Consider the following 13549-nt stretch of genomic DNA (forward strand, 5'->3'; position numbering starts at 1 on the left):
ATCGATGGCAAGAGGAGATTATACAGCGCCGCAATGGAAAGAAGAATCCGGCGGCATTACGATCACCCATTCTCAAGATGGCGCCATGGGCGTCGTTGATGCTTCCCCTGAGTTTGCACGATGGCTTTTGGATGTAGGGGGGTATCTTAAGGAGGGCGTTATCGTAGACGGAAAGGTCGTCTGTGCCGGTTTTGACATGGAGAATCCGGATACCTGGGTACTGCTTCTGAAATAAGCGTTTGGCAAGACGCGGCTGATCCATGACGCACCGCGGGGGGATGGGGAACCGTCCCCCCGCGTTTTCCAATCTCGCAGCAGGAGGCGGCTATGAACGAACCATTGGTGCGGACCATTACCCTGGGCGGCGTGAGCTTCCGCCTGCGTTTCCAGGTGCCCGCCTGCGCCCTTTATTTTCAAGACTTTTCCGCGACCGCCGGTCCGGCGGGCCACCCGGCCGTGGTAGCTGTGGACCCCGAAGAGCTGCGGCGCCGTCAGCCGGAGTTCGGCAGCCTCCCCTTCACGGAGTACAATCTGCTGCTGGCTCGCTTTGCCTCCCTGCTGCTGCCCTACGGCCGCTGCCTGTTCCACGGCGTGGCCCTGGCCGTGGGGGACCGGGCGTATCTGCTCACCGGCCCCAGCGGCGTCGGCAAGACCACCCAATACCGCCTTTGGAAGCAGCTCTTCGGGGACAGCGTCCGCCTCATCTGCGGAGACAAGCCCATCCTGGAATTCCGGGAGGACGGAGACATCCTGGTCCATCCCTCCCCCTGGATGGGAAAGGAGCGGCTCCCCGGCGGCCGGGCAGCCAGGCTGGCGGGCATCGTCTGTCTGGAGCAGGGCCCCGACAACTCCATCCGCCCCCTGCCGGTCCCGGAGGCCGTGGTGCCGCTGTACACCCAGTTTCTCTACGAGCCTGCGGCGGAGGCGGAGCTGCGGCAGACCGCCGCCATGCTGGACCGGCTTTTGCGGGCGGTCCCCGTTTGGAAGCTGGTGAACGTGGGGGACGAGGCCTCCGCCCGGCTGACCCACGACACCCTGTGCGGGAAGGAGAATGTGTAATGAGGTATCCCATCAGACCCGGCGTGGTGCTGGCGGAGGTCTGCGGCGAATATCTGCTGCTGGCCACCCTGGACGCCGCCCGGCACTGCCCCTACGTGTACCAGGTCAACGAGACGGCGGCGTGCTTCTGGCGCCTGCTGGAGCGGCAGCTCCCGGAGGAGGACGTGGCCGCCGCGGTGGCGGCGGAGTACGACGCACCGGTGGACATCGTCCGCCGGGACCTGGAGCAGTTTTTGAAGGACCTGCGGGAAAAGGGGTATCTGCTTTCAGAGGAGGCCGGCTCATGACGGCGGAGCAGCGCTGTTTTCTGGGGCTGCTGCGGGACTGCGTCCACCGGCGGCCCTCCGCCCCACCGGCGGAGGCGGTGGACTGGGAGGCGGTGGCGCGGTACGCCGAGGAGCAATCCCTGGGCGGTATCCTCTACGTCCAGTGCCGGACGTTCCTGCCGCCGGACTCCGCCGCCCTCAAGCGGCTGCACCGGGGGTTTTACAGCGCGGTGTACGGCTCCGTCAACGGCTCCGCCGCCCTGGCCCAGGCGGGGGAGCGTCTGGCCGCAGCAGAGGTCCCCTACCTGCCCTTCAAGGGAGAGGTGCTGCGGCGGTACTGGCCCCACCCGGAGCTTCGGACCATGGGGGACCGGGACATTCTGGTCCATGACCAGGACAAGGAGGCCGCGGACAGGGTCTTTTTGTCGCTGGGCTACCAAAAGCATGTGGACAATCACGCGGTCTGGACCTACACCAGCCCCACCATGATGTTCGAGGTCCACAATGTCATGTTTTACGAATACCTCTCCAACCAGGTGGATTACCGGAGCTATTTCGCCCGTGTCTGGGACACTGCGCACCCCACAGGCGAAAACGGTGCCTGGGCGCCGGAGCCCAACCTCCACTTTCTCTATCTCATGTGCCACACGGCGAAGCACATCATCAACAACGGCATGGGGTTCCGGGCGTTTTTGGACATGGTGTTCATGACCCGGGAGGAGCGGGGCCTGGATTGGACCTTTCTGGAGGCCGAGCTGGAGCGGCTGCAGCTGCTGGACTTCACCCGGACCTGCTTCGCCCTGTGCCGGCGCTGGTTCGGCGTGGAGATGCCGCTGCCCGCCGGCCCGCTGGAGAAGGCCTTCTTCGAAGAAGTGACGGACAAGGTCTTCCGGGACGGCACCTTCGGCCTGCACAACGGGCAAAACGAAGCGGCCCATTCCGCCAAGGAGCTCAGCCGTGCGGAGGCACCTTACTGGCAGACGGCGCTGGCCCTTACTTGGCAGAAGCTGTTTCCACCGTACAGGGACATGCAGCTGGTCCCATGGTATCATTTTGTGGACGGACGGCCCTGGCTGCTGCCTGCCGCCTGGGTGTACCGGTGGTTTTATACCGCCCGCCACAAGTTCAGCCAGAGCAAGGCCCTTCTGGCGGAGCCCTTCGCGAAGCGGAGCGTGATCGAAGAGCGCAAACAGCTCATCGACCGCTGGGGCCTGTGACAGTGGCTGCCCCACAAGGAAAGGAGCGGATGACGATGTTAGACCCGGAAGAAAGCGGGAAAGACCAGGAGCAGAAAAAAGAATCCATGTTTCACTCCGCCGCCATCCTGCTCCAGCGGTGGAAAAGCGGGACCTTCGGCGAGATCCTGGCCGATTGGCGCTGGATCCTCTCGTACAGCAAGCGCTACAAGGGCGCCATCCTCTTTTACACACTGCTGGGCATCGCCAGCTCCTCCTTCGGGATCGTCAGCAGCGTGGCCAGCAAGTACCTCATCGACATCGTGACCGGCTACCAGACGGAAAAGCTCTCCCTGCTCATCGGCGTCATGGTGGGAAGCTCGCTGTTTACCCTTTTGTTCAGCAGCGTCATCAGCCGGATCTCAGCCCGTCTGAGCATTTTTATCAACAACGACATTCAAGCGGACATCTTCGACAAGATCCTGGACGCGGACTGGCTGTCCGTCAGCCAGTTCTCCAACGGCGATATTTTGAACCGCTTCAACAGCGATGTCACCACCGTCAGCGGCAACGCCATCAGCTGGCTCCCCACGGTCATCATCGCGGCGTACAGCTTTCTGGCCACGTTCCTCCTGATCTTCCATTACAGCCGTGTGATGGCGCTGCTGTCCCTGGCCAGCGCCCCGTTCATGCTGCTCATGTCAAAGTTCCTCATCAAAAAGCAGCGGGACTACCGGAAGAAGGCCCGGGAAATGAACAGCAGCATGGTGTCCTTTGAGGTGGAGACCTTTTATAACTTCGACACCGTCAAGTCCTTCGGCATCTCCGACCAGTACGGGCAAAAGCTCCGGGACTGGCAGCGGAAATTCAAGGACATCACCCTGCAGTACAACCTGTTCACCATCAAGACCAACGCCCTGCTGTCCATTCTGGGGCTTTTGGTGCAGATGGCGGCGTTTCTCTACTGCCTGTGGCTTTTGTGGAACCGCTCCATCACCTACGGCACCATGACGCTGTTTCTGACCCAGCGGTCACGGCTGTCCACCGCCTTCAACAACCTGGTGGGCATCGTCCCGTCGTTTTTGAGCAGCTCCGTTTCCGCCCACCGCATCCGCGAGCTGGTGGAGCTGCCCAAAGAGGTCCACATTCCCCAGAGCAGTACCTTGGACGCTTACGCTCACAAGGGCTTTTCCATCCACGTGCGGGACATGGATTTCGCGTACGCGCCCGGCGACAATGTGATCGCGCAGTCCTGCTTCACGGCAAAGCCGGGGGAGATCGTGGCCCTGGTGGGTCCCTCCGGCGAAGGAAAGACCACCATGATCCGGCTGCTTCTGGGCCTCATCAGTCCCCAGAAGGGCGATGTGGTCATCCAGACCTCCGACGGCGTGGAGGTCCCCATGAACGCCGAAACCCGCCACCTGTTTGCCTACGTTCCCCAGGGGAACACCGTTTTTTCCGGCACCATCGCGGAAAACCTGCGCATGGTCCGGGAGGACGCCACCGACGAGGAGATCATCGAGGCGCTGAAAACCGCCTGCGCCTGGGAGTTTGTTGAAAAACTGCCGGGCACCATCCAGTTCAAGCTGGGTGAAAAGGGGCACGGCCTCTCCGAGGGCCAGGCGCAGCGGGTCGCCATTGCAAGAGCCGTGCTGCGGGACGCTCCGGTCCTGCTGCTGGACGAGGCCACCTCGGCGCTGGACGTTGCCACGGAGCGGCGGGTGCTGAAAAACATCGTGACCCGCAAGCCCAACAAAACCTGCATCGTCACCACCCACCGCCCCAGTGTTCTGAGCCTGTGCCAGCGGGTCTACCGCGTGGTAGACAAGCAAGTGACCGAGCTGGATGAGGACGAAGCCAGCCGCATGGCCATGGACTTCTGAGGGTCCAGCCGCTGCTGATAGCCCTTGGAGAGTACGAAAATTTCAGAGATGCTGCCCTCCGTGTTATGCTGGTTTTTGCAGGCACCGTTCCGCGGGGAATGGCAAATCGCTGTCCGCACGGTAAACCGCCTCCGTTCCTCCACGACGCGGGCAAAAAGCAGCGGCGGACGGGAGTATTCCCGTCCGCCGCTCAGCTTGTCGAAAAACCTCTGTTTGGAGAAAAAGCGTTCCGTTTCGCAGGGGGAGTACGAGGGGGCGGGAGACCCCTCGTGTTGAATCGAATGCCTGCCAACGCCTGCCGCAGGCGTTGGCGCCGCACAGCGGCAGCTTTTTGGACTGCGAAGCAGACAAAAAAGCGAGGCATTGTGCAGGCTGTCGAAAAAGTCCGCCGGGCTTTTTCGACAGCCTAAGCGGCGGACGGGAGTATTCCCGTCCGCCGCTGGCGATATTTTTTATAAAGGCGCTCAGTATTTCACCTGGACGGCCTTGCCGCTGTGGAAGGAGTCGGTGATGGCGTAGGTGACAATGGTGGCCTTGGTGCCGTCGTAGACCGTCAGCTCGGGCTTGCGGTCCTTCTGGATGCAGTCGATGAAATCCACCATCTCCAGCAGGTAGGCTTCCGCGAAGCGCTGGGGGAAGTTCTCAACGATCTCCTGCCGCGCGCCGTACTGGTCATAGATCATGGTGCGGTCCTTCCAGGGCACACCGGCAACACGGATATGGCCCTCGGTTCCCACGATCTCCGTCTCGGTGTGGTAGCCGTGGGGCGCGGTGCGGCCCACATGCAGGAAGGCGACGGTGCCGTTGTCCAGCTTCAGCATGGCCATGCCGGTCTCCGTGTCGCCGTTTTCGGCAAACTCCGGGTGCTTGAAGGTGGTGCCGGCCGCGTAGACCTCGGTGATCTCGCCGTCCAGGAACCAACGCATCAGGTCAATGTCGTGGGAGGCCGCGTCGATGAAGATGCCGCCGGAGGTCTTGGAGAACTGGATGCAGCTCTCCACCAGAGCCTCGGGGTCCAGGCCGGTGGCCTTCACCAGATAGGGCTTGCCGATCTTGCCCGCGTCGATCTGCGCCTTGGCATGGGCGTAGGACGGGTCATAGCGGCGCATAAAGCCCAGGAAGAACAGCTTGTCCGGATGCCGCTCCACGGCGGCCTCGGCGCGCTTGCACTCCTCCAGGGAGCAGCCCAGAGGCTTGTCGCAGAACACGTGCTTGCCGGCGTCCAGGGCGTACTCGATCATCCAGCAGTGCTCCGGGGAGGAGGAGACGATGACAACGGCCTCGATGTCCGCTTCATCCACCATCTTCTTGTAGTCGGTGGTGACGAAGTCCACCTTGAGGTACTCCTTCGCCCACTCCAGCTCCTTTTCAACCAGTGAGCAGGCGGCGACCAGCTTGCAGCCGGGGATCTTGAACGCCAGGTTTTCAGCATGGACAGAGCCCAGGCGGCCCAGGCCGACAATACCGACTTTTACTTCTTTCATAGCAACTCTCCTTCATGTTTGTTGGCACCCTTCCCGGTGCGCGCGTCGTTTTTTCACAAACTGCTACGGCTGCCGCCGCGCGAATAAACCGCAAAGCGGTTTATTCAGTAGACATTCGCCACGCTAGCCCTCCAGAACGGCGTAGACATCAAAACGGTCTCCGGGATGCTGGGCCACTTCTCCGCTGGATTCACTCTGGACACCTACGCCCATGTCACTACCTCTGCACAGAAAGAAGCAGCCAATACCATGGGAGGAGTTCTGAGAGTGGCAGCAAATGGCTGAACCCCGAAAACTGGACAGAAAATTTGACCCATGCTCCACAAAAAAATGATAGAAAAGAGCAAAAAACCAGCTGGACATGCTAAATTGTCCGGCTGGTGCTTTCTGTAATTATTCCCGTATGGGTCAAGGCTTGGGTCAGGCCATAGAGTGGCGGTGAAGACAGGAATCTCCCATGATCAAACGGGAAGGTTCCCATCAAGCGTTTGGGAAGATTGTTCAATCGCTGTACAAGTTTTATGCTCAAAATCAGCGATTTGTTCCCAATATTGATCCATAGCCTGAAAGAGTTCCTTATGCAAATCGTCCGTTAAAGGATCAGCTTTTATGCTGTGCCGACGTGTAGCAAACAACCGTTTCCAACGCCACGCCTCTTTTTTGTCCGGCTGATTTAAGAGTGTGCTCAGCTGTTCACAGCAGTCCATCTGGTGTGCGGAGAGATTGTCACGACCGACGGTCAAAACAACTTTGATAGAATTTCCATAGTTGACTACCTCATAGTAGTACATGCTTTTTGAGTTCCAACCGCTCTTTTCCTCTTCAAATTCAGGCAAGAGTTTCGTCATATACGGTGTAGTGAATCGAATGTACGCTTTTCCAGAATATTGGGGATCAAAACTGATCCCGCCTGTGTGGGCTTTCTCCTTGCACCATTCCTGTACGATGGAGGAAATCTGCGAAGCAGTATCCGGACGATTTTCATAAATCAGATCCAGCGCCTGACGGTGTTTGGCATAGATCTCTCTGCAAATTTTTTCAAGCTCACGGTCTCCCACAATATGCCTCCTGACTGCATCCAAATATTGGTCAATAAAAAATGAGACTTCTGCGGACAGCGTCTTTTCGGACTTGGCAGCCTCTACCACCTCTATGATCTGCTCATAGCTGATCGACTGCCAAGTGCCACAGGCGCTTTCCTCCTCTGGCTCTGTACCGCCCGGCGTGAGAAATGCAAAAATTTTGTGATATTGAGGGTACTCTTTTTCCAGAAGCTCTTGATATCGGGCCAATTGATGATCGTGTTCCCCGGAAAAAACCTTGTTTTCTATGCAAAGCAGGAATCTTTCTTCATGAGAGACTGCAAGCAGATCGATATGCCCCCACTCCCGCAAAACGGTAAATCCATACAGGTCCATCAGGAGGGAATGAAAAACATCTGCCTGGGGCGAATTGATCACCAGTGTTTGCAAAAGCCTCCGCAGGACAGCATCCCCGAGACCGTGGTTCTCATTAGGATCAAGGAGCCATGCCAGCACGTTGCTGTGGCGGATCTCGGTGCCGGATATTTTCAGAACGTCAAAAAGATTAAAACGATTGCTCCATTTTGACAATTTATCCAGGCACTGGATGTCCAGCAACAAGTTCTGCAGCGCCTCTTTATCTGAGATCTCGTTTGATGTGCTTGGACTGCCGCTATACATGGCTACACCTCCAGATACTTGTTGTTTTTGATGCTGTCGATGACGGAATCCCGCAAGGACTGCGGGGACAGAACCTCTATATAAGGGAGGTACTGCAGCGCCCAAAACTTGACGCCATTCGGAGAAGCGGAGAAACTGGCGGTAAAGGTGCCGTCATGGTTATTCGTGATCCGAACATCCGTCCCAAACCGGTCCAGCACATACCGAAGTGTGAAATTCTCACAGCGCAGTTTGATTTCTTCCTGCTTTCCCACAAACGCATAGGTCACCTTTTGTACGGAGTCCAAACAGGCGTTTTTGGCATCGATGGCAACAGGTTCATTCAGAAGGAAGATGTCCCTCATCAAATCGATCCGGTACAGGCTGGGCGTTGAAAAACTATCTTTGATGTTGATCAAATAGTAATGCTCGTTCTCACATACCATTCCATAAGGACTGACGATATAGGGCTTCTCCCTCCGAGGGTGGAGCTGCTTGTCCAGCCCATATTCCAGATATGTAAATGAGACTTTTTGCTTTTTTGAGATGGCCTCATCCAAAAGCTCAATATTCAGAAAGACCTCCGCATTCTGCGTTTTTCGCTCCTGCCTTACAACTGTCAGATTTTTATACTGCTTTCGTTCATGAACACTGAGAAAGCCTTGCAGCTTTTGAATCAAATATTGTGTTTGCTTGGCCGGAATATAATCGAAGGAATAGACCGCATCCATCAGGAGACGCACTTCCGCAGCCTCAAATTCGCGGCTGCGCAGATAATAGCCCTTCTTGTTTTCATCGTAAACAGAAATGTCATACCCCAGATTGCACAGCAGATCTATGGCGCTGTATACGGTGCGGCGGTCCAGTTCCATATCATACAAAGCAGACAGTTTTCCGATGATCTCCCGCATGGACAGGATATGGTTCTCATCAGAATATTCTTTCAAAATCTGAAGAAGGCAGATGGCGTTGGCCCGATCTGTCATCATGACATCCACTCCCACTCTGATCGTTGCCTGTATCTTAACATATGTGTGTAAATTTGTCCAACGCCTGCGAGCGAAGAAGCATAGGCGGCTACTGTTTACCAGCGCCCCGATGATTTCGCATCAAAGTTGGACGGAAGATTTCTCATGGAGTGTGGGCAATGTCCTGTACTTCCCGAAAAGCACTTGGTTCATAAATGGAAAACCAGGCCAGTCGCACAGCATTCATAACGACAGCTGAATTATGCGCTCTGGGAAACAGATATTCCGTGTTTTGCGCCGCATGAAAAAAGAAGCCGTCATCGTTTATTCCCTGTATAAAAACGGGGTATGCATCTGCTGGCATGTGGGCAAATCTCCCGTACCGCATATTGTCAGCTGTTTGGAAAGCGTCCTTTGGGGGCAGACCCTGACGGATCAGATACTCCATCACGGAATCGCGGTCACTGAATGTCAACGCTGTGGACAAATCCAATGCACTCGAATGGCGAACGCTTATATGCATAACGCCATACAGCGAGACAAGTCTGGAAAAAGATAATCCGCTCTTGGAAGCCTGTCTCCAAAGAGTAAATCTGTCACTGAGCAGTTCCTCCGAAGCGCAAAGACCTGTTGTGCAGAGCAGATTACCTGCGTCAGCGGTATCATACTCAATTGCTCTGCAAAATGCGTTATATATAGCCGGGTTATTCATCGGGATCGAGGATAGCTCAACGCCGGTAACGTCCGATAGCCATTCCAGCTTTCTTAAAAAAACACTGTCATGGACAAGAATACGCGGCGCAGGCAGATCGCAGTCGTATTTCACTCCCGGTACAATATGGTTTGGACGTCCGGGATATGCGAGATGTATCCACTCCGCATGACGCAGGTTTTCTGAATTGCAAAGATACCAGCCTGCGAACCGGCCATTGCTGAATACAAGCGGTGTCAGAGGAGAATGTTTTTTCAAAGCCTGCTCTGTTATTTGGATTCCCTTCGGAGTCATCCTAAACTCCCCAAAGGCTGGTGGGCAAGTTCCATCCCACCCGGTGAACCATGCGGTATGCAAATGATGTCCGTCACCTTCCATGGGAGTGCGGCAGACAGGGCAATCCTGCGGCGGTAAATCAAATCCATCCAAAACGTCCGATACAAAGGTTACCCGCTTGCAGTGAGGACAGCGGTAATGTGGCGGGAGGGGACTGATCTCTGTGATACCTAACAAGTAGGCGACAAATGAGTTGCCAACCGTGCCAAGACAGATCTGTAATGCGTTGCGGTGCTGGAGCTCCAGGCAGATGCCGCTTGTGGACAAGTAGTCTTCGGAAAAGCCATTTACGGTAATATTTTGAAGCTCCTGCTGCAGTCTGTTGAAAATGATATCCGGCAAAGCAGCACCATAGCGGTCTGCGCAGATGCCCCAGACTTTGCGCATCAATTCTTCCCCCATGGAAATATTCCCTCCGATTCATGCGGTTTTTGGGCCAACGTTGGTTTCTGAGATTACGATTTTAAATCGCTTTTGTGAAAACATAATAGAGCACAGGCTTGTACAAAAATCTGTACAGCTCGGATTCGGAGTGCTGAGAAAGGTGCATGAACGCAGCGGAACGCTGGTGCAAAAAATGCACCGCTGTAATCAAAGAAGAACTTATTGGCACAGGAGGGAACGATGAGTGTCCATTCACACCTTGGTTGGCCTTGTGAGCCGTTGTGTGCGACTTTGCCGGGAGAATCGGGAACAGACACCGGCCAGGGCTGTGAGAACGGATTTGGGCCGGTTTCCGGGAGCCGACGGAGGACGAAAGCTGAGGCAGGATAAAGAACAGGCGTCAAGTGCGACGCTCTGTTCGGTCACTTCTGCCCGCAATGCGGGCAGTTATGGGGGTTTTCAGGGTGTACCCAAATGGGGTCAAAATTGAAAGAATGATATTACTTCTGCGGTCGTTATCCCCCAAAGCCTACTCCTGTAAGAAAATAATGGGGGTCATGCCCCGAAAGATATGCTATCGTGAGCAAAAAGGCATCTTCCGCTCTGCCGAGCGCCAGAGCGGAAGGTGCCTTTTTGGGCAGGCGAACACCCTCAAAAATTGCGTGGCAAAACAAAGAATAAGCCGTGGCTCAGTTCAAAACCCAATTGATAACAATTTGATAACTCTGCCTTGTTGGGATGGCTATTAAGGTCAGAGGATGGTATTGTGTGTCGCTGACAAGGAGGCGATACGATGTACGAATACATGAGAGGACTGCACCAGCAATTCTTCAAAGAGCCGGACTTCCCGGAACTGCGGCAGGAAATCAACGAAATCCATCAGGTATTGACTGCGGGCAAGGCCAAACCGGAACGCCGCAGTCTTCTGAAGTTGGTAGACCTGGAAGCGGAACTGCGGGACGAAACCTCCCTCGCCAGCTTCGCGGCAGGCTTCCGTCTGGCCTGGGGGATCATTGCGGAACTGAGTGCAGAGCCATCCTACTCTTTCGCCGAGGAAGAGGAACGCCGGATGGGACAGCAGCAGAGGAGGGATAACTGATGGCAAAGAAACGAGCCAACGGTGAGGGCAGTATCCGCAAGCGCAAGGATGGTCGATGGGAGGGACGCTACACGGCTGGGCATGACCCGGCAACAGGCAAGACCATCTATAAAAATGTCCTTGGCAGGACTCAGGCGGAGGTCAAAGAAAAACTGAAACGGGCTATCGAGGATTCCGCGAAGCTGGATATGAGCAAAATGGGTCAGTACACCGTAGGACAATGGATGGACATCTGGTTTGAAAACTACGCCAAAATCAAAGTGCGGCCATCCTCTCACCAGACCTATCGGGGTTACATCGAGAATCACATCAAACCCAACATCGGCAGCATTCCATTGAACAAGCTGACCTCGTTGGAGCTGCAGAAACTCTACAAAAAGCTATTGGGAAATGGGCGAGTGGAGCGTATCGAATCCAAGAAGCAGCCCAAGGGTCTCAGTGCGAAAACAGTGCGGAACATCAACCAAATCATCTCCTCTGCCTTGAATCTGGCAATCGAGCAAAAACTCATCCTGACCAATCCGGCCGACGCCTGCGCCCTCCCAAAACTCGAACACCGGGAGATGAAAACGCTCCCCGTCGAGCAGCTGACATCTTTCCTGAGGGAGGCAAAAGAGAGCGGTGTGTTTGAGATGTACTACATCGAACTGGCCACCGGCCTGCGCCGGGGAGAACTGCTTGGCCTGAAATGGAGCGACATTGATTTGGAGCATGGCAGCCTCCGGGTACAGTGGCAGATCGCCCGCATCGACGGTGAGATCGTGGAAGCCCCCTTGAAAACGAAAAACGCCTATCGCACCCTACCGCTGTCGGCGGATGCAACAGACGTCCTGAAAGCACAGAAGAAAAAATGCGGCAACAGCCAATACGTATTTCCATCCCCCACAGGTGGCCCCATCTCTCCGGACAGTGTCCTCCATATGCTCCACCGGGTGCTGAAGCGGGCAGGTCTGCCAAAAGTCCGTTTCCACGACCTTCGACACACCTTCGCCACGCTGGCGCTCCAGAACGGCGTAGATATCAAGACCGTCTCCGGGATGCTGGGCCACTTCTCGGCGGGATTCACCCTGGACACCTACGCCCATGTCACCACTGCGGCACAGAAAGAAGCAGCCAATACCATGGGAGGAGTTCTGAGAGTGGCGGCAAATAGCTGAAACCCCGAAAACTGGACAAATAATTTGACTCATGCTCTACAAAAAAATGATAGAAAAGAGCAAAAAAACCAGCCGGACGTGCTAAATAGTCCGGCTGGTGCTTTCCGAATCTATCCGCGTTTGGGTCACGGCTTGGGTCAGACCGCTGACCTTAATTTTTCACCTAATCTATTCGGAGCCTAAAGTGCAAAAAAACACCTGATTTCATATGAAATCAGGTGTTTTATGGTTGCGGAGACAGGACTTGAACCTGCGACCTCCGGGTTATGAGCCCGACGAGCTACCAACTGCTCTACTCCGCGATATTCAAAAAGTGGTGCCGGTGACCGGACTCGAACCGGTACAGTATCGCTACCGGGAGATTTTAAGTCTCCTGTGTCTACCATTCCACCACACCGGCAGCTTGTCGGCAATTGTTAGAATACCACAGTTACACCGGCGGTGTCAAGGTTTCTGGCAAAAAACTTTCAAAAAAACTTTCGCGCCGTTTCGACGGCGGCGAAAATTGGGGAAATTTGTCCTCCGCCTGTATAAAAAGGAGCCGCACGGCGCAGCGCCGCGCGGCCCAAACGGGTGGGATATTGGAAAGCTTCCGAGGATTATGATACGCCTTTTTCGTCCATTTGTAAATGGGAGCCTTTGCCGAAGAACCACTTCTTTTGCCGAAAGCGGGCAGTTGGAAACAATTTGTGAATCTCACGCTTTCCTCTTTGCAAGGACAGATGTTTATGCTATACTGTAACAAAGAGAGGACGACCTCTCTCTTCCACACGAAAGGAGCGATCTCGATGAAGTACACCTACGCCTGCAAGAAAGTCTCCCTGAACGAGTCCATCAAGGAGTACGCCGAGAAGAAGATCTCCAAGCTGGAGCGCTATTTCCGGGAGGACACCACCGCCTTTGTGACCTTCTCTGTGGAGAAAGACCACTTGTGCACGGTGGAGATCACCATCCGCGGCGGCGGCACGCTGCTGCGCGCCCAGACTGAGGCGCCGGATGGGGATATGCGCGGTGCCATCGACGCCGCGGTGGGATATATCGAGCGCCAGATTTTGAAGAACAAGACCCGCCTGGCCAAGCGCCTGCGCAGCGAGGGCTTCCCGCCCGCCGCTCCCGCCGACGATTTCGAGGTGGCCGAGGAGAAGGAGTTCAACATCGTCCGCACCAAGCGCTTCGCCGTCAAGCCCATGAGCCCGGAGGAGGCCATTTTGCAGATGAACCTGCTGGACCACGACTTCTTCGTGTTCCGCAGCAGCGAGGATGACAGCCTGTGCATCGTCTATCAGCGCAAGAACGGCGGCTACGGCCTCATCGTCACCGACGAGGAGGAATAAAGAATCGACA

At 55.7% G+C, this 13549-nt stretch carries 12 protein-coding genes, 2 tRNA genes and 1 pseudogene; 9 read left to right on the plus strand and 6 right to left on the minus strand.

All coding sequences use genetic code 11. The annotated features are described in order from the left end of the window. Nucleotides 1-4 precede the first annotated feature (4 nt). The 5 genes from ACTQ4R_RS08325 to ACTQ4R_RS08345 all read left to right on the plus strand — a co-directional run bounded on the left by ACTQ4R_RS08325 (nucleotide 5) and on the right by ACTQ4R_RS08345 (nucleotide 4383). The gene (locus ACTQ4R_RS08325) at nucleotides 5-235 is read left to right on the plus strand and encodes a hypothetical protein (protein WP_441627636.1); all 231 of its coding nucleotides are present in this window, start codon (nucleotides 5-7) and stop codon (nucleotides 233-235) included. 92 nt (nucleotides 236-327) lie between these two features. Further along, nucleotides 328-1059, plus strand: coding sequence for a hypothetical protein (locus ACTQ4R_RS08330; RefSeq protein WP_441627638.1), 732 nt, complete (start codon nucleotides 328-330; stop codon nucleotides 1057-1059). Then, a complete protein-coding gene (locus ACTQ4R_RS08335) occupies nucleotides 1059-1346 on the plus strand; it encodes a PqqD family protein (protein WP_441627640.1) in 288 nt (95 codons plus the stop codon). The genes ACTQ4R_RS08330 and ACTQ4R_RS08335 overlap by 1 nt, the downstream gene beginning before the upstream one ends. Next, the gene (locus ACTQ4R_RS08340) at nucleotides 1343-2542 is read left to right on the plus strand and encodes a nucleotidyltransferase domain-containing protein (RefSeq protein ID WP_441627642.1); all 1200 of its coding nucleotides are present in this window, start codon (nucleotides 1343-1345) and stop codon (nucleotides 2540-2542) included. Before ACTQ4R_RS08335 ends, ACTQ4R_RS08340 begins: the two co-directional genes overlap by 4 nt. Nucleotides 2543-2571: 29 nt before the next feature. Then, the gene (locus tag ACTQ4R_RS08345) at nucleotides 2572-4383 is read left to right on the plus strand and encodes an ABC transporter ATP-binding protein (protein WP_441627644.1); all 1812 of its coding nucleotides are present in this window, start codon (nucleotides 2572-2574) and stop codon (nucleotides 4381-4383) included. A 464-nt stretch (nucleotides 4384-4847) separates the two neighbouring features. Here ACTQ4R_RS08345 and ACTQ4R_RS08350 read toward each other — a convergent pair whose 3' ends face one another. After that, nucleotides 4848-5867, minus strand: a complete 1020-nt coding sequence (locus tag ACTQ4R_RS08350; protein ID WP_441627646.1) for a Gfo/Idh/MocA family protein — start codon at nucleotides 5865-5867, stop codon at nucleotides 4848-4850. 111 nt (nucleotides 5868-5978) lie between these two features. Here ACTQ4R_RS08350 and ACTQ4R_RS08355 point away from each other — a divergent pair. Continuing rightward, nucleotides 5979-6152: pseudogene (locus tag ACTQ4R_RS08355) on the plus strand (tyrosine-type recombinase/integrase); the annotation flags it as partial. Between the two features lie 176 nt (nucleotides 6153-6328). Here ACTQ4R_RS08355 and ACTQ4R_RS08360 read toward each other — a convergent pair. The 3 genes from ACTQ4R_RS08360 to ACTQ4R_RS08370 form a co-directional block, all read right to left on the minus strand. Beyond that, on the minus strand, nucleotides 6329-7570 hold the full coding sequence (locus ACTQ4R_RS08360) for a PD-(D/E)XK nuclease family protein (protein ID WP_441627648.1): 1242 nt from the start codon (nucleotides 7568-7570) through the stop codon (nucleotides 6329-6331). A gap of 2 nt (nucleotides 7571-7572) precedes the next feature. Then, entirely contained in the window at nucleotides 7573-8535 is a 963-nt protein-coding gene (locus tag ACTQ4R_RS08365; RefSeq protein ID WP_441627650.1) for a helix-turn-helix transcriptional regulator, read from the minus strand. A gap of 145 nt (nucleotides 8536-8680) precedes the next feature. Beyond that, the gene (locus tag ACTQ4R_RS08370) at nucleotides 8681-9967 is read right to left on the minus strand and encodes a hypothetical protein (protein WP_441627652.1); all 1287 of its coding nucleotides are present in this window, start codon (nucleotides 9965-9967) and stop codon (nucleotides 8681-8683) included. A gap of 775 nt (nucleotides 9968-10742) precedes the next feature. On the opposite strand from ACTQ4R_RS08370, the gene ACTQ4R_RS08375 reads away from it, so the two are divergent. Next, nucleotides 10743-11048, plus strand: a complete 306-nt coding sequence (locus ACTQ4R_RS08375) for a DUF6809 family protein (RefSeq protein ID WP_441627654.1) — start codon at nucleotides 10743-10745, stop codon at nucleotides 11046-11048. Next, the gene (locus ACTQ4R_RS08380) at nucleotides 11048-12205 is read left to right on the plus strand and encodes a tyrosine-type recombinase/integrase (RefSeq protein WP_441627656.1); all 1158 of its coding nucleotides are present in this window, start codon (nucleotides 11048-11050) and stop codon (nucleotides 12203-12205) included. Before ACTQ4R_RS08375 ends, ACTQ4R_RS08380 begins: the two co-directional genes overlap by 1 nt. A 226-nt stretch (nucleotides 12206-12431) precedes the next feature. On the opposite strand, the gene ACTQ4R_RS08385 is transcribed toward ACTQ4R_RS08380, so the two are convergent. After that, a tRNA-Met gene (locus ACTQ4R_RS08385) sits at nucleotides 12432-12507 on the minus strand. Between the two features lie 12 nt (nucleotides 12508-12519). Continuing rightward, nucleotides 12520-12605 (minus strand) — tRNA-Leu (locus ACTQ4R_RS08390). Between the two features lie 388 nt (nucleotides 12606-12993). Between ACTQ4R_RS08390 and hpf the strand changes: the two genes are divergently transcribed. After that, nucleotides 12994-13539 (plus strand): ribosome hibernation-promoting factor, HPF/YfiA family, encoded by a 546-nt coding sequence (gene hpf / locus ACTQ4R_RS08395; protein WP_441627658.1) that lies wholly within the window; start codon nucleotides 12994-12996, stop codon nucleotides 13537-13539. Nucleotides 13540-13549 lie beyond the last annotated feature (10 nt).

Origin of the sequence: Dysosmobacter sp. Sow4_B12, assembly GCF_052116665.1 — a bacterium.
In the GTDB taxonomy this organism is placed as follows: domain Bacteria; phylum Bacillota; class Clostridia; order Oscillospirales; family Oscillospiraceae; genus Oscillibacter.

Coding starts and splice junctions, on each gene's coding strand:
- ACTQ4R_RS08325 (WP_441627636.1), top strand. CDS start 5: ATGGCAAGAGGAGATTATACAGCGCCGCAATGGAAAGAAGAATCCGGC.
- ACTQ4R_RS08330 (WP_441627638.1), top strand. CDS start 328: ATGAACGAACCATTGGTGCGGACCATTACCCTGGGCGGCGTGAGCTTC.
- ACTQ4R_RS08335 (WP_441627640.1), top strand. CDS start 1,059: ATGAGGTATCCCATCAGACCCGGCGTGGTGCTGGCGGAGGTCTGCGGC.
- ACTQ4R_RS08340 (WP_441627642.1), top strand. CDS start 1,343: ATGACGGCGGAGCAGCGCTGTTTTCTGGGGCTGCTGCGGGACTGCGTC.
- ACTQ4R_RS08345 (WP_441627644.1), top strand. CDS start 2,572: ATGACGATGTTAGACCCGGAAGAAAGCGGGAAAGACCAGGAGCAGAAA.
- ACTQ4R_RS08350 (WP_441627646.1), bottom strand. CDS start 5,867: ATGAAAGAAGTAAAAGTCGGTATTGTCGGCCTGGGCCGCCTGGGCTCT.
- ACTQ4R_RS08360 (WP_441627648.1), bottom strand. CDS start 7,570: ATGTATAGCGGCAGTCCAAGCACATCAAACGAGATCTCAGATAAAGAG.
- ACTQ4R_RS08365 (WP_441627650.1), bottom strand. CDS start 8,535: ATGACAGATCGGGCCAACGCCATCTGCCTTCTTCAGATTTTGAAAGAA.
- ACTQ4R_RS08370 (WP_441627652.1), bottom strand. CDS start 9,967: ATGGGGGAAGAATTGATGCGCAAAGTCTGGGGCATCTGCGCAGACCGC.
- ACTQ4R_RS08375 (WP_441627654.1), top strand. CDS start 10,743: ATGTACGAATACATGAGAGGACTGCACCAGCAATTCTTCAAAGAGCCG.
- ACTQ4R_RS08380 (WP_441627656.1), top strand. CDS start 11,048: ATGGCAAAGAAACGAGCCAACGGTGAGGGCAGTATCCGCAAGCGCAAG.
- hpf (WP_441627658.1), top strand. CDS start 12,994: ATGAAGTACACCTACGCCTGCAAGAAAGTCTCCCTGAACGAGTCCATC.